A 17,015-nucleotide genomic window follows, 5' to 3' on the forward strand; every position below is an offset into this window, starting at 1 on the left:
AAATTTTTTCGCGCGAATCGTCATCCCGAATGAAGCCGCATTTTCAGCGGCCCACGTTCGTGCCGCAGCTTTTCCCGATGCGGCCGGAACCCGAAGGAATTCATGCCGATGACGAGTTTTCCGACCGCGCTGCATCTTCGTATCAAGGCACTCGCGCGCCTTCAACCGGATGCGCCCGCCCTCGCATTCAATGCACATGACGACGCACGTCTCACACGCGGCGAACTGGATGCCCGCGCGTCGCGGCTCGCGGCGCGTCTGCGCGCTGCGGGCGTCGGCGCTGAAGTGCGCGTCGGCGTATGCGTCGAGCGTTCTTGTGAATTGTTCGTCGCGCTGCTTGCCGTGTTGAAGGCGGGCGGCGTATTCGTGCCGCTCGATCCGCATCATCCTGCCGCGCGTCTCGACTGGATCGCGAACGATGCGCGCCTCGCGCACGGCATCGTCGATCGACACGCCGACGATGCGATGCGCGCGCGCTTCACGCGATGCTTCGACGCAGAGCAAGACATCGCCGATGCGCCCGCGCTCAACGACGCTGCGCCCGTGCATCCGCGCGCAGCCGCGTACATGATCTACACGTCGGGAACGACGGGCACGCCGAAGGCCGTCGTCGTCGAACATGGCCCGCTCGCCGCGCATTGCGATGCACTTGTGGCGGCGCTCGGCATCGGCGAGGGCGACAGCTTGCTGCACTTCGCATCGGTGAACTTCGATGCGGCGCACGAATGCTGGCTCGCGCCGCTGGCCGTGGGCGCGCGCGTCGTCATCACGGCGCCGCCGCCGTTCGCGCCCGAAGCAGCGCATACGTTGATCGAACGTGAACGCGTGAATGTGGCCGCGTTTCCGCCTGCTTATCTGCGCGAATTCGCTTCCGTTGCCGAGCGCAAAGGCGTGCCGGCCTCGTTGCGCGTGCTCGCGTTCGGCGGCGAGGCGCTGTCGCGTGAAGCGTTCGCGCGCGTGCGTCGTGTATTCGCGGCGCAGCGCCTCATCAACGGATATGGTCCGACGGAAGCCGTCATCTCGCCGATGCTCTGGCCCGTCGAGCCGCACGTCACGCCCGATCTCGACGATGCCGATGCGTATGCGTCGCTGCCCATCGGACGCGTGATCGGTCCGCGTGTCGCGCGCATCGACGATGGCGAGTTGCTGCTCGGCGGCGCGTGCATCGCGCGCGGCTATCACGGTCGCGCTGCGCTCACGGCGGAGCGTTTCGTGCCCGATGCTTCCGGCGAGCCGGGCGCGCGCGTCTATCGCACGGGCGACCTCGCGCGCGAACGTGCCGATGGCGCCTACGACTATCTCGGCCGCATCGATGACCAAGTGCAGATTCGCGGCGTGCGCGTCGAGCCTGCGGAAATCGCCGCGTGTTTGCGCGCGCATCCATCCATTCGCGACGCAGCCGTGCTCGCCGATTCGACGAACGGACGCGTGCAACTAACCGCCTGTTTCGCGCCCGCACATGAAGCTGTAAGCGATGCCGCGTTGAAGGCATATCTCGCGGAACATTTGCCCGCAGCCTGGCAGCCGCATCGGTATGTGAGGCTCGCGCGCCTGCCCTATACGTTGAACGGCAAGCTCGATCGCGATGCGTTGAAGAAGCAGGCGGATCGCGCAACGTCGATGTCGCGCGACGCGGATTACATCGAGCCGGCGACCGATACCGAACGCCGTCTCGCGCAAACTTGGCAGCGCATTCTCGACCATGCCGCGCCCATCGGACGTGCTGATCGCTTCTTCGAACGCGGCGGCGATTCGCTCGCGGCGATGCAGTTGCAGGCGGCGATCCGCATCGACTGGCGCGTGAATCTGCGGCTCGATACGATCTTCGACGATCCGCCGCTGCAAGCACTGGCCGCATCGATCGATGCGAGCGAGAAGGAGGCGAGCGATCCGGTCATCGTGAGAAGCGTGGTTTCGTCGGATGCGCCCTATGTCGATCGCGCGGCATCGTTCGCGCAGCAGCGCTTCTGGGTGCTCGCGCAAACGCGCGACGCGGGCGCGGCGTATCACGTCGCGGGTCGTTGGGACATCAGCGGCAGGCTGGATGCAAACGCATTGCAACGCGCGCTGGATCATTTGATCGAACGCCACGAGGCATGGCGCACGACGCTCGTCGAGAACGAAGACGGCGTCGTCATGCAGCGCATTCACAAGTCCTTGCCGGTGACGATTCAGCGTGTGAATCACAGTTCGAATGCTGATGAAGAACGTCACGCGAGCGAAGCGTTCGACTTGTCGAATGGTCCGCTGTTGCGCGCGACGCTCGTATCGTCCGGCGATGAATCGCACCGGCTGATGCTGGCGGCGCACCACGCGGTAACGGATGGCTATAGCTCGCGCATCGTCTTCGATGAACTCGCGCATGTTTATAGCGCGTACGCGCAAGGCCAAACGCCTTCGCTTGCCGCGTTGCCGATTCAATACGCGGATTACGCGCAGTGGCAGCGCGAACTCGTCGCGGGTGAAGAGGGCGCGCGTCAGCTTCGCTTCTGGCGCAAGGCGCTCGATGCCGCGCCTGAACCGCTCGCGCTTCCTTTGGATCGCGCGCGTCCAGCCGAACGCGATCATCGCGGGCAACGCGAAACGTTGCGCTTGTCCGCCGATACGTCGAACGCATTGCGTGAGCTTGCACGCACGAAGCACGCGTCGCCGTTCGTCGTGTTGCTGAGCGCGTTCGACGCGTGGCTTCATCGGCTTACGGGCGCAAACGATTTCGTTGTTGCGACGCCGGTCGCGCATCGGCAGCGGCCCGAGACGGCGGCGGTCATCGGCCTGTGCCTGAACACGCTGGCGTTGCGTGCGCGCGTCGATGCGGCTCAAACGTTTTCCGATCTGATGGAAGCGACGCGCATTCATGCGCTCGATGCGTTCGCGCATCAGGACGTGCCGTTCGATCGCGTGCTCGATGCAGTGAAGCCGCCCGTCGCGCGTGGCGACGAGTGGCTGCGCGTGAAGCTCGCGCAGCAGTTCGATGCAGCGTTGACATCGACGTTGCCGAACGCATCGGCGATTGCAACGCCCGGCCCCGATCTCGCGGCGCGTTTCGATTTCGCGCTCGACTTCACCGACGATGTTCGCGGCATCGAACTCGTCGCGGCTTACGCGTGCGATTGCATCGATGAAGCCACCGCGCGCGCATGGCTTGCGAGCTTCGCGACGCTCGTCGCGGATGCGGTGCGCGATCCGTCGCGCCCGATCGCATCGCTCGATTGCATGCCTCAGCGCGACGTGCAACGAGGCCGCGCACTGAACTTCAAAGCCGACGATATCCTCGCGTTGATCGCGCATCACGCAAGCGCCACGCCGCATCGCATCGCGCTTGCGGACGCGCATACGCAGATCAGTTACGCCGAACTCGACGACGCATCGAACCGCATCGCGCTCGCGTTGCGTCATAAAGGCGCGAAGGCGGAGCAGGCGGTCGCGGTGTGCATCGAACGTTCGGTGCGCTTCGTCGTTGCGTTGATCGGCGCGATGAAGTCGGGTGCTTATGCGGTGCCGCTCGATCCGTCGATGCCGCACGCGCGCATCGATGCCGCGATCGACGCATGCGGCGCGCGTTTCGCGCTCGTCGCGATGAACGACGACAACGCGCCGCGCGCGCTCGGCAATGCTCAACTGCTCGATGTCGATACGCTCGCGCACGATGCATCGCTCGCGAATGCCGCCGTGCAGCGCGTGCAGCTTGCGCCTGCGCAGACCGCTTATGTCATCTTCACGTCGGGCTCGACGGGCACGCCGAAGGGCGTAGCGGTGCCGCATCGCGCGCTCGCCGACTACGTGCAAGGCATGCTCGATGAACTCGCGTTCGCGCCTGGCGCATCGATGGCGATGGTCTCGACGGTCGCCGCCGATCTCGGTCATACGACGCTCTTCGGCGCATTGTGTTCGGGACGCACGCTGCAACTGTTGCCTGCTCGATGCGCGTTCGATCCGGATCGCTTTGCCGCAGAAATGCGCGTGCGCGAAGTGGGCGTGCTGAAGATCGTGCCGAGTCATCTGCACGCGCTGCTCGAAGCGCAGCATCCTGCCGATGTCTTGCCGTCGCATGCGCTCGTGACGGGCGGCGAGTCGTTGCCGTGGGCGCTGGTCGATCGCGTGAAGGCGTTGAAGCCTTCGTGCCGCGTCATCAATCACTATGGTCCGACGGAAGCGACTGTCGGCGCCATTGCGTGCGAAGCGTCTGCATTCGCCGACGATGAACGCAATGCGCAGAGCGTGCCGCTCGGACGCCCAATGCCCAATGCCGAGGCTTATGTTCTCGATACATCCGGCGCGTGCGTGCCGCCGGGCGGCATCGGCGAGTTGCATATCGGCGGGCCGGGCGTTGCGCGCGGTTATCTCGGACGCGCCGCGGCGACAGCGGAGCGCTTCATGCCGCACCCGTTCGTGCGCGGCGAACGCCTTTATCGGACCGGCGATCGCGTTCGTCTGCTCGCGGATGGACGTATCGCCTTCCTCGGCCGTCTCGACGATCAGGTGAAAATTCGCGGCTATCGTGTCGAGCCGGGCGAAGTGAGCGCGGCATTGCGCGCGATCGAAGGCGTGGCTCAGGCCGAAACATTGCCCGTCGATCGCGATGGGCGTCTTCAGCTTGTCTCGTTCGTGACGGGTTCCGCGCAAGACGATTCGACGTTGCGCGATGCGCTCGGCGCGCGCCTGCCCGACTACATGGTGCCCGCGACGATCGTCATGCTCCACGCGTTGCCGATGACCGACAACGGCAAGATCGATCGTGCAGCATTGCGCAGCATCGCATCGAAGCCGGTCGAATCCGTCGTAACGAGCGATACGCCGCGCGGCGACACCGAGGAAGCCATCGCCTCGGTATGGCAGGACGTGTTGAAGGCGAAGCACGTCGGGCGCGATGACAACTTCTTCGAGCTTGGCGGCGATTCGATTCTCGTGCTGCAAGTAATCGCGCGTCTGCGCAAGCGAGGCCTTCGCGTCACGCCGAAACAGGTTTTCGATAACGCGACAGTTGCGCAACTCGCGCTAGTCGCGAAGCCTGTCGACACGAACGAAGCGAAAGCGCCTGTCGTCGCGACGAAACAGGCGGATGAAAGCGCAGCGTTGACGCCCGCGCAATTGCGCTTCTTCGCACTCGACATTCCGCAGCGCGGGCATTGGAATCAATCGGTGGAATTCGACGCGAGTGCATCGTTCGATCTCGACGCCTTTGCGCGCGCGTTGGATGCGCTGCTTACGCATCACGCTATCTTCAGGCAACGCTTCGAGCGCGATGGCACGACTAACGCATGGCGCATCGTGCGGGCATCGAAGGCATTCGATACGCTGCCGCTCGCAGCCGTCGCCGCGAACGATGAAACGGATGCGCTTGCGCAGTTCGATGCGATTCAGCGCACGCTCGACATTTCGCACGGGCCGCTCGCATGCGCGCTCGTTGCATCGCTTGCGGACGGACGCACGAAGCTCTATCTGGCAATTCATCATCTGATCGTCGATGGCGTGTCGTGGCGCATCCTGCTCGACGATCTGTCGAGCGCATATCAAGCGGCGCAGTCGCGCGGCACCGCGAGTCTTGCGCGTACCGGCGCGACGGCGTCGCAATGGGCCGCGCGCCTTGCGGCAGCGGCGCGTGACACACACTCTCCCTTCGCAGACGAGGCGAAATACTGGATCACCACACTCGCTGCGGGCGATGACCTGCGTCTCGATCATCCGCAAGCGAAGGCAACGAACGCAGACGCCGCGGTCATCGAACAGACGCTCGAAGTTGATCTCACGCGTGCCGTGCTCGCCGATGCCAACCTCGCCTATCGCACGCAGACGATCGAACTGCTGATCGCGGCGCTTGCTCATGCGACCGGCGCGACGTGCCGCATGGAGCTGGAAGGACATGGCCGCGAACCGCTCTTCGACGATATCGACGCAAGCCGCACGCTCGGATGGCTGACGAGTCACTATCCGGTTTCGATTCCGGTGCTGGCATCGCCGATCGAAACGCTCGCAGCCGCGAAAGACACGCTGCGCGCAGTGCCGAACAAAGGTCTCGGCTTCGGCGTGCTGCGCCATTTCGGCGACGATGCGACGCGCGCTTCGCTCGAAGCATTGCCGCGGCCGCGCGTGACCTTCAACTACCTCGGTCAGTTCGATTCGCTCGATTCGCGCGACGCAGCGTTCACGCCGCGCTTCGGCGGCGCGGGTTGCGAGCGCGATCCTTCCGGTCCGCTCGGCAACGCGCTCGCGATTCACGCTTATGTCGCCGATGGAGCGGAGCGCACGCTCAGGCTGCATTGGGTCTACGGCGCGACGCAATTCGAACGCGCGACGATCGAGGCGCTTGCGCAGCGATTCGAGGGCACGCTCGCCGATATCGTCGCTGCATGCGCCGGGCGCATCGCGATGAAAGGCGCAGGCGCGACGCCGGGCGATTTCCCGCTCGCCCGCGACGGCGGTTTGACGCAAGCGGCGCTCGAACGCCTGCCTGTGGATCTGCGCAGCATCGCCGATATCTATCCCCTCTCGCCGATGCAGCAGGGCATCCTGTTCCACTCGCTGTTCGCGCCTGAGCAGTCGACGTATGTGAATCAGTTTGCCGCAACGTTGATCGCGCCCGATGTAGACCGCCTGCGCGCGGCCTTCGAGGCTTCCGTGCCGCGTCACGACATCCTGCGCACAGGCTTCACCGCCGATGAAGCCGCACCGATGCAGATCGTGCATCGCCAGGCGCGCTTGCCTTTCGATGTAATCGACTGGCGCGAACGTAGCGATGCATCGGCCGCCTTCGAAACGTGGCTCGCCGACGATCGCGCGCGCGGCTTCGATCTTGCCGCGCCGCCCCTGATGCGCGTCACGCTGATTCGCGTCACCGACGATGAATGGCGCATCGTGTGGACGCGTCATCATCTGCTGCTCGATGGCTGGAGCACGGCCCGCATGTTCGCGGATGTCCTGCGCGACTACATCGAGCCGCCGCGCGCGCAGCCGTTCGTCGCGCACGCGAAGGCGCGTTATCGCGACTTCATCGAATGGCTCGCGACACGCGATGCGCAAGCCGACCAAGCGTTCTGGACCGACCGTCTCGCACGCCTCGGCGAACCGACGCGCATCGCGCAGCGCGAAGCGAGCAAGGCGCCGACACTCGACGATCATCGCTCGTGGCGCGCGTCGCTCGACCCTGCGATGACCGCGCGTCTCACCGACGCCGCGCGCCGTCTGCGCGTGACGCTCAACACGCTCGTGCAAGGCGCGTGGGCGCTAGTGTTGCAGCGCATGACGCATCAGGCGAGCGTGGCGTACGGCGCGACGGTCGCAGGCCGCCCGGACTCGCTCGCCGATATCGACGGCGTACTGGGACTCTTCATCAACACGTTGCCGGTGATCGCCGAGCCGCTGCCGCAACGCGCCGCGTCCGCATGGCTGCGCGAATTGCAAGCGGATAACGCCGCAGCCCACGAACACGCTCACACGCCGCTCGCGGATATTCAACGCTGGGCAGGTCAAGGCGGCGCTGCGTTGTTCGACACGCTCGTCGTATTCGAGAACTATCCCGTCGATGAAGCATGGGCCGGCCGCGACGAACGCGCGCTAAAAATGCGCGCGTTGCGCAACATCGAAGCGACCGACTTCGCGTTGACGCTCGTCGTGGAGGCGGGCGAAGCTATCGTCATCGACTATGGATACGACGCGGCGCGTCTGGATGAATCGCGTGTGGCGGCACTGCATCGCGCGCTATCCACATGTCTCGACGCATTTGCGACGAACCCCGATGTGCCGCTCGGCACGATCGCGCTCGCGGACGACGTCGCGCGTTTCAATGCGACAGCGCGCGCATGGAGCGATATCGAAAGCCTGCCACTGCATCGGCAATTCGAACGCATGGCGAACGCCGCGCCCGATGCCATCGCGCTTGAGATGATCGCGGTCGACGGCATTGTGAATCGCATCACGTATGCGCAGTTGAACGAGCGCGCGAATCGCGTTGCCGCTGCGTTGCTTGCAGCGGGCGTCGCGCACGACACGGCGGTCGCGCTGTGCGTCGAGCGTTCGTTCGACATGGTCGTTGCACTGTTCGGCGTGTTGAAGGCGGGCGCGGCGTATCTGCCGATCGATCCGGATTACCCGGCGGATCGCATCGCCTATCTGCTCGACGATGCAAAACCCGCTGTCGTGTTGACGCAAACGCACTTGCGTGCGCGCGTGGAGTCGGTTGCTTCGACGGCGCGCGTGTTCGATGTCGATGCGCTCATGCAAGGCGACGCGACGCTCACTGCGTCCATCGACGTCACCGACGCGCATCTCGCGTATCTCATCTACACGTCCGGCTCGACCGGCAAGCCCAAAGGCGCGGGCAACACGCATGGCGCGCTGGCGAACCGTATTGCGTGGATGCAGGACGCCTATCGCCTGACGCGCGACGACGTCGTGCTTCACAAGACGCCGTTCGGTTTCGACGTTTCCGTATGGGAGTTCGTATGGCCGCTCGCGACGGGCGCGAAGCTCGCTATCACCGCGCCCGGCGATCATCGCGATCCGGCGCGGCTCGTCGCAGCCATTGAGGCGCATCGCGTGAGCACGCTGCATTTCGTGCCGTCGATGCTCGCGGCGTTCGTCGCGCATATCGACGAGTTCGGCGATGCGAAGCGCTGCGCGAGCATCGAGCGAATCGTCGCGAGCGGTGAAGCGCTTGCGCCCGAGCTCGTCGCGCGCGTCGCGAGGCTCTTGCCGGACGCGCGGCTCTACAACCTCTATGGTCCGACCGAAGCCGCCATCGACGTATCGCACTGGACGTGCAGCGCGGGCGATATCGAATCCGCTTCCGTACCTATCGGTCATCCGATCGCGAACCTGCAACTGCATGTGCTCGATGCAGCGCTTCATCCGGTGGCCGCGGGCGGCATCGGCGAACTCTATCTCGGCGGTGCGGGACTCGCGCGCGGCTATCTCGGACGGGCGTCGCTGACAGCGGAGCGCTTCGTGCCCGACCCGTTCGTCGCGGGCGCGCGACTGTATCGCACGGGCGATCTTGCGCGCCGCCGCGACGATGGCGTGCTCGACTATCTCGGCCGCATCGACACGCAAGTGAAGCTGCGCGGACAACGAATCGAGCCGGGCGAGATCGAAGCGCTGCTGCGCGCCGAGCCGGATGTGCGCGATGCGGTCGTGATCGTGCGCGACGAGCAGTTGATCGGCTACGTCTCATGCGCGGCATCGGAGACCTTCGATGAAAGCGCCGTGCTGAATTCGTTGCGTTCGCAACTACCTGCGTACATGGTGCCCGCGCGTGTGATGGCACTCGACGCGTTGCCGGTCACGCCGAATGGCAAATGCGACCGCAACGCGCTGCCGGCCCCGGCGCGAACGCAACGCATCGTGACGGCGGCGCGAACGCAGACGGAACGCGAACTCGCCGCAATCTGGCAGCGCGTGCTGCGAGTGGAGGCCATCGGCCGCGACGACGATTTCTTCACGCTCGGCGGCCACTCGCTGCTCGCGACGCAAGCGAACGCTCAGGCCAATCTGCACTGGTCGCTCACGTTGCCGCTGCGCACGCTGTTCGATGAACGCACGCTTGCGCGCTGCGCCGCCGCGATCGACGCCGCGCTGGCTTCACGCGATGAAAAGGGCGGCGCGCATGAAGCCGCGAGCGTCATCGATGCCTTGCTCGATGAACTGGAGACGCAATGAAAACCGCAAGTCAAAGAGGACACGCATGACGCAGGCCAAACCCGATCTGCTTTCGCTCGCGACGCGCTTCGCGCAGTTGCCCGATGCGCAGCGCAAGGTGTTCGTCGCGCGACTCGCCGATGCAGGCATCGACTTTCGCACGCTGCCGATTCCGCCGCGCACGCGAGGCGATGCGTGCGAAGCGAGCGTGCCGGCATCGTTCGCGCAGACGCGTCTGTGGCTGCATGCGCGCATGATCGACGAGCCCGCGGCGTATCACATCACCGAGCGCCTTCAGCTCGATGGCGCACTCGATGCGAATGCGCTGCGCCTTTCATGCGATGCGTTGATCGCGCGTCACGAAGCGCTGCGTACGACGTTCAGCGAGGGCGCGGACGGCGTGCTGCAAACCGTGCACGCGCCCATGCGCTGTCCGTGGCATTCGGTGAACCTCGAGCATCTTCCGGTCGCCGAGCGTGAGGCACGCGCCACGGCGCTCGCGCTCACCGATGAATCGCGTCCCTTCGATCTCGCTCACGCCCCGCTCGTGCGCGCGCATCTGATCAGACTCGATGCGAACACGCACTGGCTTTCTCTGACGACGCATCACATCGTGTCGGACGGGTGGTCCGCCGATATCGCGCTTGCCGAGCTTGCATCGTTCTATCGCGCGTATGCGTGCGGCGAAGCGGTGTCAGTCGGGCCGTTGCCGATTCAATACGCGGATTTCGCGCTTTGGCAGCGTCGCTGGCTCGATGCGGGCGAGCGCGAACGTCAACTGGACTTCTGGCGCGCACGGCTCGATCCATCGCGCGACGTATTGATGCTGCCCGGCGCGGCAGCGCGTCCCGGCGAGCGCAGCGCGCGCGGTGCGCGCCATCTTTTCACGCTCGATGCAGCGCTTGCGGCGCGATTGCGCGTCATCGCAAGCGAATATCGCGCGACGCCTTTCGCCGTTTTGCTCGCCGCGTTGAGCGCGCTCTTCGCGCGCGCATCGGGCGAGGCGCATATACAAATCGGCGTGCCCGCGGCGAACCGCGAGCGTGCTGAAACGGCAGGACTGGTCGGCTTCTTCGTCAACACGCTGACGCTCGCTTCGCGCGTCGATGCAACGCAGTCGTTCTCGATGCTCGTCGATACAACGCAAGCCGCGCTCGTCGATGCGCAGTCGCATCAGGATGTGCCGTTCGAGCAGGTCGTGGAAGCGCTCGGCGTCGTGCGCAGTGCGAGTCATCATCCGTTGTTTCAGGTCATGGCGGCATATGGCGCGCGCCGCATGTTGCCTTCGTTCGCCGATGTGCGCGTGACCGAATTGCCTTCGGGCGCGCCGTTCGCGAAGTTCGATCTGACCGCGAACTTCGAGGAACGCGCGGACGGATCGCTTGCGGCCGCTTTCGTCTACGCGCTCGATCTCTTCGAAGCCGATGCCATTGAACGCCTCGCGCGCCGCTTCGTCGAGTTGTTGAGCAATGCACTCGACGCACCGCCAACGCTCGTCGGCGATCTGCAATGGTTGCCGCAAGACGAACGCATGCAGCTCGACGCATGGAATCGCCATGCGCCTGAACATGCGCCCGAATTCGTCTCGGTGCATGAACGTATCGCACGCCATGCGCGTGCGCGACCGGATGCGCGCGGCGTCGCGGATATGGAGCGCGCCTTCACGCGCAGCGAAGTGGATGCACGCGCGACGCGCATCGCGCAGCGTCTCATCGATGCGGGCGTGCGCGCTGAAATGCGCGTGGGCGTCGCGTTGAGCCGTTCGGTCGATCTGCTCGTCGGCCTGATCGCGGCGCTCAAGTCGGGCGGCGCATTCGTGCCGCTCGATCCAAGTCATCCGCGTGAACGTCTCGCGCAGATTCTCGACGATGCGCGCATCGAGCACATCATCACCGAGCGCGCGAGCATCGATGCGTTGCCCCTTCCAGCGAGCGCACGCGTCCTGCTTCTCGACGATGAAACCCTCTACGCCGACGATGCAACATCGCGCATCGCATTGCCCGATGTCGTCGCGGAGCAAGCGGCGTATGCGATCTACACATCGGGTTCGACGGGCAAGCCCAAGGGCGTGATCGTCGATCACGGATCGTTCGCGCGCCATTGCGTCGCCATCGCGCAACGTTATGGCGCGACCGAGCGCGACACGTTCATGCTGTTCCAGTCGGTTAATTTCGACGGCGCGCACGAAGGCTGGTTCTCGCAGTACATCAGCGGCGCGGGGGTCGCGATCACCACCGATACGCTATGGCCACCCGCGCTGACCTGCAAGCTCATGCGCAAAGAGGGCGTGACGATGACCTACGTGCCGCCCGGTTGCGCGACGCAGCTTGCGGAATGGGCGCTCGTGCACGGCGCGCCGCCGACGTTGAAGTCGATCACGGTGGGCGGCGAAGCGACATCGCGTGAAGCCTTCGCGTTGATGCGCCGCGCGTTTCCGAATGCGCGCATCGTCAACGGATATGGTCCGACGGAGACCGTCATCACGCCGATGCTGTGGATGTTCAATCCCGGCGACGATCCCGCGAAGCTCGCGGATTGCGCCTATCTTCCGATCGGCACGCTTGTCGGCGCGCGCACCGCGCATGTGCTCGATGAGCGCTTGAATCGGCTGCCCGTCGGCGTGATCGGCGAACTGTATCTCGGCGGCGACGGCGTGGGCGTCGCGCGCGGCTATCTCGATCGTCCTGCATTGACTGCCGAGCGCTTCGTGCCCGATCCGTATGGCGAGCCGGGCGCGCGTCTGTATCGCACCGGCGATCTCGTGCGGCGTCGCGCCGATGGCGTGTTCGATTTCATCGGCCGCGTCGATCATCAGGTGAAGCTGCGCGGCTTGCGTATCGAACTCGGCGAGATCGAAGCGCAACTCGCCGCACACGACGATGTGCGCGAAGCGTGCGCGGTCGTGCGTGGCAAGGGCGCGCACGCCGCGCTCGTTGCCTATGTCGAATTGAAAGCCGATGCACGCGAACGCGCCGCGCTGGGCCGCGCCGCCGATGCCGTCGAACTCGATGCGCATCTGCGCCGCACGCTGCCCGATTACATGGTGCCGGCGCATATTGTCGTGCTCGATGCGTTGCCGCGCAACGCAAACAGCAAGGTCGATCGTGCGGTGCTTCCCGAACCGCCGAAGAAGGAGCGCATCCACGAAGCGCCCGCTGCGGGCACGGAAGCCGCGCTCGCCAAGATCTGGCGCGACGTGCTCGATGTCGAACGCGTGGGCCGCGGCGATCACTTCTTCGAACTGGGCGGGCATTCGCTCGCGGCCGTGCGTGTGGTGACGCGCATCGCCGAAATGCTCGGGCGCGATGTGCCCGTGCGCGCATTGTTCGAAACGCCGGTGTTGTCGCAGTACGCAAAACGCGTGTTGCAGGCGGGGCTGTGCGAGGGCGCATCCAATGCAGGCCAGAGCGTGTTCGAGGCCGACGAACACGGCGTGTGGCCGCTTTCCGCGGCGCAACTCGGCCTCTGGTTCTTATGGCGCGCGCAGCCGAAAAGCGCCGCATACAACATTCCGGTCGCGTTGCGGCTGCACGGATCGCTCGATTCCGATGCGTTGCGCGAAGCGCTTGCGCAAGCCGCCGCGCGTCATCCGGCGTTGCGCACACGACTGGTCGAACGCGATGGCGCGTTGCCGGGTCAGCGCATCGTGCCGATGTGGCGCTTCGAGTTGCCTGTGATCGATGTTGCCGGCAGCATCGACAAAGCGAAGCGCATCACCGATGAAGACGCGCTCACGCCGTTCGATCTCGCCAGTGCGAAGCAACTCTGGCGCGCGCGTCTCGTGCGTCTCGCCGATGACGATCATGTGCTCTCGCTCGTCGTGCATCACATCGTCTCCGATGGCACTTCGATCGATCTCTGGCTCGACGATATCCGCGCAACGTATGTCGCTTTGCGCAAGGGCGCATCGGTTGCAAAGCGCGCATCGAATGCGCTGGTGCTGCCTTCATCGGCGACGGGCGCGCGGCTCGCGTACTGGCGCGATGCGCTGAAGGATCTGACGGCGATTGCATTGCCCGCGCCGTCAGCGGGCCGTATCGAGAATCCGCAATGGCTCGCGAGCCGCATCGGATTCGATCTCGATGATGCGCTCATCGAACGCGCCCGCGCGCTCGCCGTGGAATGCCATGCCACGCTGCCGATGCTGCTGCACGCCGCACTCAACGCGGCGTTGCATCGCGTGACCGGCGTGCGCGATCAGCCGGTCGGCGTGCTCGCATCGACACGCGAATCGGCGGGCGACAGCGCGCGCGATGCACTCGGACTCTTCATCAACGCAGTCGTCGTGCGCACCCGCATGACGCATGACGATACGCCCGCGACTTTGCTCGCGACCGTGCGCGATGCGGCGCTCGCCGCCTACGCACACGCCGACGTGCCGTTTGCCGATGTCGTGTCCGCGTTGAACGCGCAGCGTTCCGGCGCGGGCAATCCGCTATTCCAGGTGATGTTCAACTATCTGCGCCCCGCCGCGATGGCGACGCGCGACTGGGCCGGCCTCGCGATCGAAGGTTTCGACGATGTGCGTCATCGCGTCGTGTTCGACCTCGAACTGGACGTGACGGAGTATCCGGATGGCCGCGTGAGTTGCGCGTTCTCTTATGCGAACGAGCGCGTGGCTGGGGCGTTCGTCGAAACGCTCGTTACTCGCTTTCTCGCGACTGTAGAGCTGTTTGCGCACGCGCCGCATGAGGTATTCGACTCATGCGACGCCGCGTTCGAAGGGACTGAAGGACTCGCGGCATCGATGGCGTCGGATGAAGAGACCGATGAAGCGCGAGCGCTCGCGAGCCTATGGAGCGAACTCTTCGACGGCCAGACGCCCGCGCTGCACGACGATCTCTTCGCGGCGGGCGCGACGTCGTTCGCGGTCGTGCGCTTCGTCGATGCGGCGCGCAAAGCGGGCTTCGACATTGTTATTCATGACGTTTTCGCCACGCCGCATTTCGCCGGCCTCGGCGCGACGCTCGCACGCCGCGTCTCGCTTGCATCGATCAATGACATCTGAGAGACACAGGGAAATGAAAAAAGAAACCGTATTCGATCTGATCGGCGTGGGCTTTGGGCCGTCGAATCTGTCGCTTGCCGTGCGTCTTGCCGAAGAGCGCGGCGCGTCGAACATGACGCATTGCTATATCGAACGGCAAGCGGAATTCGGCTGGCATCGCGACATGCTGCTCGACGATTGCCGTATGCAGATTTCCTTCCTGAAGGATCTCGTCACGCAGCGCGATCCGACGAGCCGCTTCACGTTCATCAACTATCTGTTCGAGCGCGGACGTCTGAACGAATTCGTGAACCTGAAGAACTTCTATCCGACGCGCGTCGAGTTTCACGATTATCTGAGCTGGGTCGCGCAAGCCTTTGATGATCGCGTGCATTACGGGCAGAGCGTGACGGCGATCGAACCCGTGCTCGAAGCGAATGGCGATGTGAGCGCGCTGCGCGTCGTATCGCAGGAAGCCGATGGGCGCGAGTGGCGTCGCGTGACGAGGGCATTGTCGGTCGGCGTCGGCGGCGCGGCGCGTGTGCCTGAGCCGTTCGCATCGCTCGGGCCGCATAACGTGATTCATTCGTCGGCGTATCTGAGTTCGATCGAGCGCGTCGCGGGCGATGGTCGCAACGGCAAGAAGCGCATCGCGATCATCGGTGCGGGGCAGAGCGCGGCCGAAGTTTTCGCCGATGTCACGCGGCGTTTTCCGCATGTCGATGCGACGCTCGTGATTCGCGCGAGCGCGCTCAAACCGGCCGACGATACGCCCTTCGTCAACGAGATCTTCAGTCCGGAGTTCACCGATATCGTCTTTGCGCAATCGGAAGATGGGCGGCGCTCGCTGATCGAGCGTTTCCGCGATACGAATTACGCGGTCGTCGATCGTCCGTTGATCGAGCAGATCTACGAAATGCTCTATTTGCAGAAGGTTTCCGATGAAGCGCGACATCGTTTGCTGGCGAATACGCTCATCGAAAATGCGGCGCGTCGCGCGAATGGCGAGATCGAGTTGACGATGCGCGACGTGCTGACAGGTCACGCGCGCGCCGAGCGCTTCGATGCGCTCGTGCTCGCGACGGGTTATCGGCGCGACACGCATCTCGCGCTGCTCGACGGCCTTGCGCCGCATCTGGGCGACGCGCTCGCGCAGCGCAATGTCGGCCGCGATTATCGGCTTGTCACGCCTTCGAACTTCAGGCCGCGCATCTATTTGCAAGGCTGCTGCGAAGACAGCCACGGTCTTTCCGATACCTTGCTTTCGGTGTTGGCCGTGCGCTCCGACGAGATCGCGGCATCGCTTGCCGATGCCGGACAGGACCACGCCGTGAAGCAAGCGGCGGAGACGAGCGGCAGCCGCATGGCCGTCGCGCTTTGACGACGATTACTGGCGATGTTTGAAACGAGCGGCAATCAATGACGAAGCTAAAACTGGTCTACATCATGTCCTTGCGCAACGCGGCGGCGGATCGCGCGGGACAGCATATCGAATACAAGGGCGGCACGCGGTATATGAAGTCGCCGCTGGAGTATCTCGTCGAGCAACTCAATGGATCGCCGTTGGGCGATCTCTATTCGCTCGAAGGCGTGATCTACGACGATGACGAAGGCTCGCCGCGGGATCGCGAAAAACTGGCTGGATATGGTTTTCGTTATGCGCCGGGAGGGCAGTGGATTCATCCGCCGGAGCTCGCGGTGCGGGGCGTGCCGGTGACGAGTCTTCTTCATGCGATTCCTTCTTCTTATCGGCGGTTGGGTTTGGATGCGGTGAGCGAGCGGGCGGCGCAGAAGAGCGCGTTCGAGAAGCGTTTGCTGGAGAAGCTGCGTGCGCTCGATGCGGACTTCGTCGTGCTCGACGGGCTGCTCGTGATTCTCGATGAACTCGTTCGGCCCGGTGCGGAATTTTGCCGGCGTATTGCGAATATTCATCCTGGGATTACGCGGCTTGGTTCGCCGTTTGAACGGCGGGGGGCTTATGCGACGCTCGATGCCTTGCATGGGGCGCGTGGCGAACGCGTAGTCGATTGGAACGCGATGCGCGTTGAACCGGCGCCGGTGATCGACCGGACAGGCGCTTCGTTTCATTACGTCGATAACGGGATCGATTCTGGTGAAGTCATCTTTGATGTGCTTGGCACTAGCATCGATCCTTTAGATTCCATTCTCGAACTGCGCTGGAATAATTTTCAGCGGAGTCTGTTTCCTGCTTTGGACGGCGGGCTGCTTGCCATGGCCGGGGTGTTGGCGCCGGATCCCGATTACGTGTCGGTTTGTTAGCGTTGCCCCTTTGCGGGGCGGCACCTGCTTTCTTTGCTGTAGTCGCCGGATCCCGTATTCGCGTCGGTCTATTAGCGTTGCCCCTGTGCGGGGCGGCACTCACTTTCTTTGCTGCTGC

General features: G+C 64.5%; 4 protein-coding genes. All 4 read left to right on the forward strand.

The genetic code is table 11. The features are described from left to right. Nucleotides 1-108 precede the first annotated feature (108 nt). From NCR93_RS25090 to NCR93_RS25105, 4 genes are read left to right on the forward strand one after another with little or no spacing between them, the layout of a single operon-like run. A complete protein-coding gene (locus tag NCR93_RS25090; protein ID WP_175980559.1) occupies nucleotides 109-9,651 on the forward strand; it encodes a non-ribosomal peptide synthetase in 9,543 nt (3,180 codons plus the stop codon). A 25-nt stretch (nucleotides 9,652-9,676) separates the two neighbouring features. Continuing rightward, nucleotides 9,677-14,638 (forward strand): non-ribosomal peptide synthetase, encoded by a 4,962-nt coding sequence (locus NCR93_RS25095; protein WP_175980561.1) that lies wholly within the window; start codon nucleotides 9,677-9,679, stop codon nucleotides 14,636-14,638. Nucleotides 14,639-14,651: 13 nt separating this feature from the next. Then, a complete protein-coding gene (locus tag NCR93_RS25100) occupies nucleotides 14,652-15,998 on the forward strand; it encodes a lysine N(6)-hydroxylase/L-ornithine N(5)-oxygenase family protein (RefSeq protein WP_175980563.1) in 1,347 nt (448 codons plus the stop codon). A 38-nt stretch (nucleotides 15,999-16,036) separates the two neighbouring features. Next, nucleotides 16,037-16,897 carry a formyl transferase gene (locus NCR93_RS25105; protein WP_175980565.1) on the forward strand — a complete coding sequence of 287 codons (861 nt, stop codon included), beginning with the start codon at nucleotides 16,037-16,039 and terminating at the stop codon, nucleotides 16,895-16,897. Nucleotides 16,898-17,015: the final 118 nt, after the last annotated feature.

This window comes from Caballeronia sp. ATUFL_F1_KS39 (genome assembly GCF_023630985.1).
Lineage (GTDB): Bacteria > Pseudomonadota > Gammaproteobacteria > Burkholderiales > Burkholderiaceae > Caballeronia > Caballeronia zhejiangensis.

Excerpts from the sequence above, each read along its gene's own strand:
- NCR93_RS25090 (WP_175980559.1), top strand. The coding sequence starts at position 109 with ATGACGAGTTTTCCGACCGCGCTGCATCTTCGTATCAAGGCACTCGCG.
- NCR93_RS25095 (WP_175980561.1), top strand. The coding sequence starts at position 9,677 with ATGACGCAGGCCAAACCCGATCTGCTTTCGCTCGCGACGCGCTTCGCG.
- NCR93_RS25100 (WP_175980563.1), top strand. The coding sequence starts at position 14,652 with ATGAAAAAAGAAACCGTATTCGATCTGATCGGCGTGGGCTTTGGGCCG.
- NCR93_RS25105 (WP_175980565.1), top strand. The coding sequence starts at position 16,037 with ATGACGAAGCTAAAACTGGTCTACATCATGTCCTTGCGCAACGCGGCG.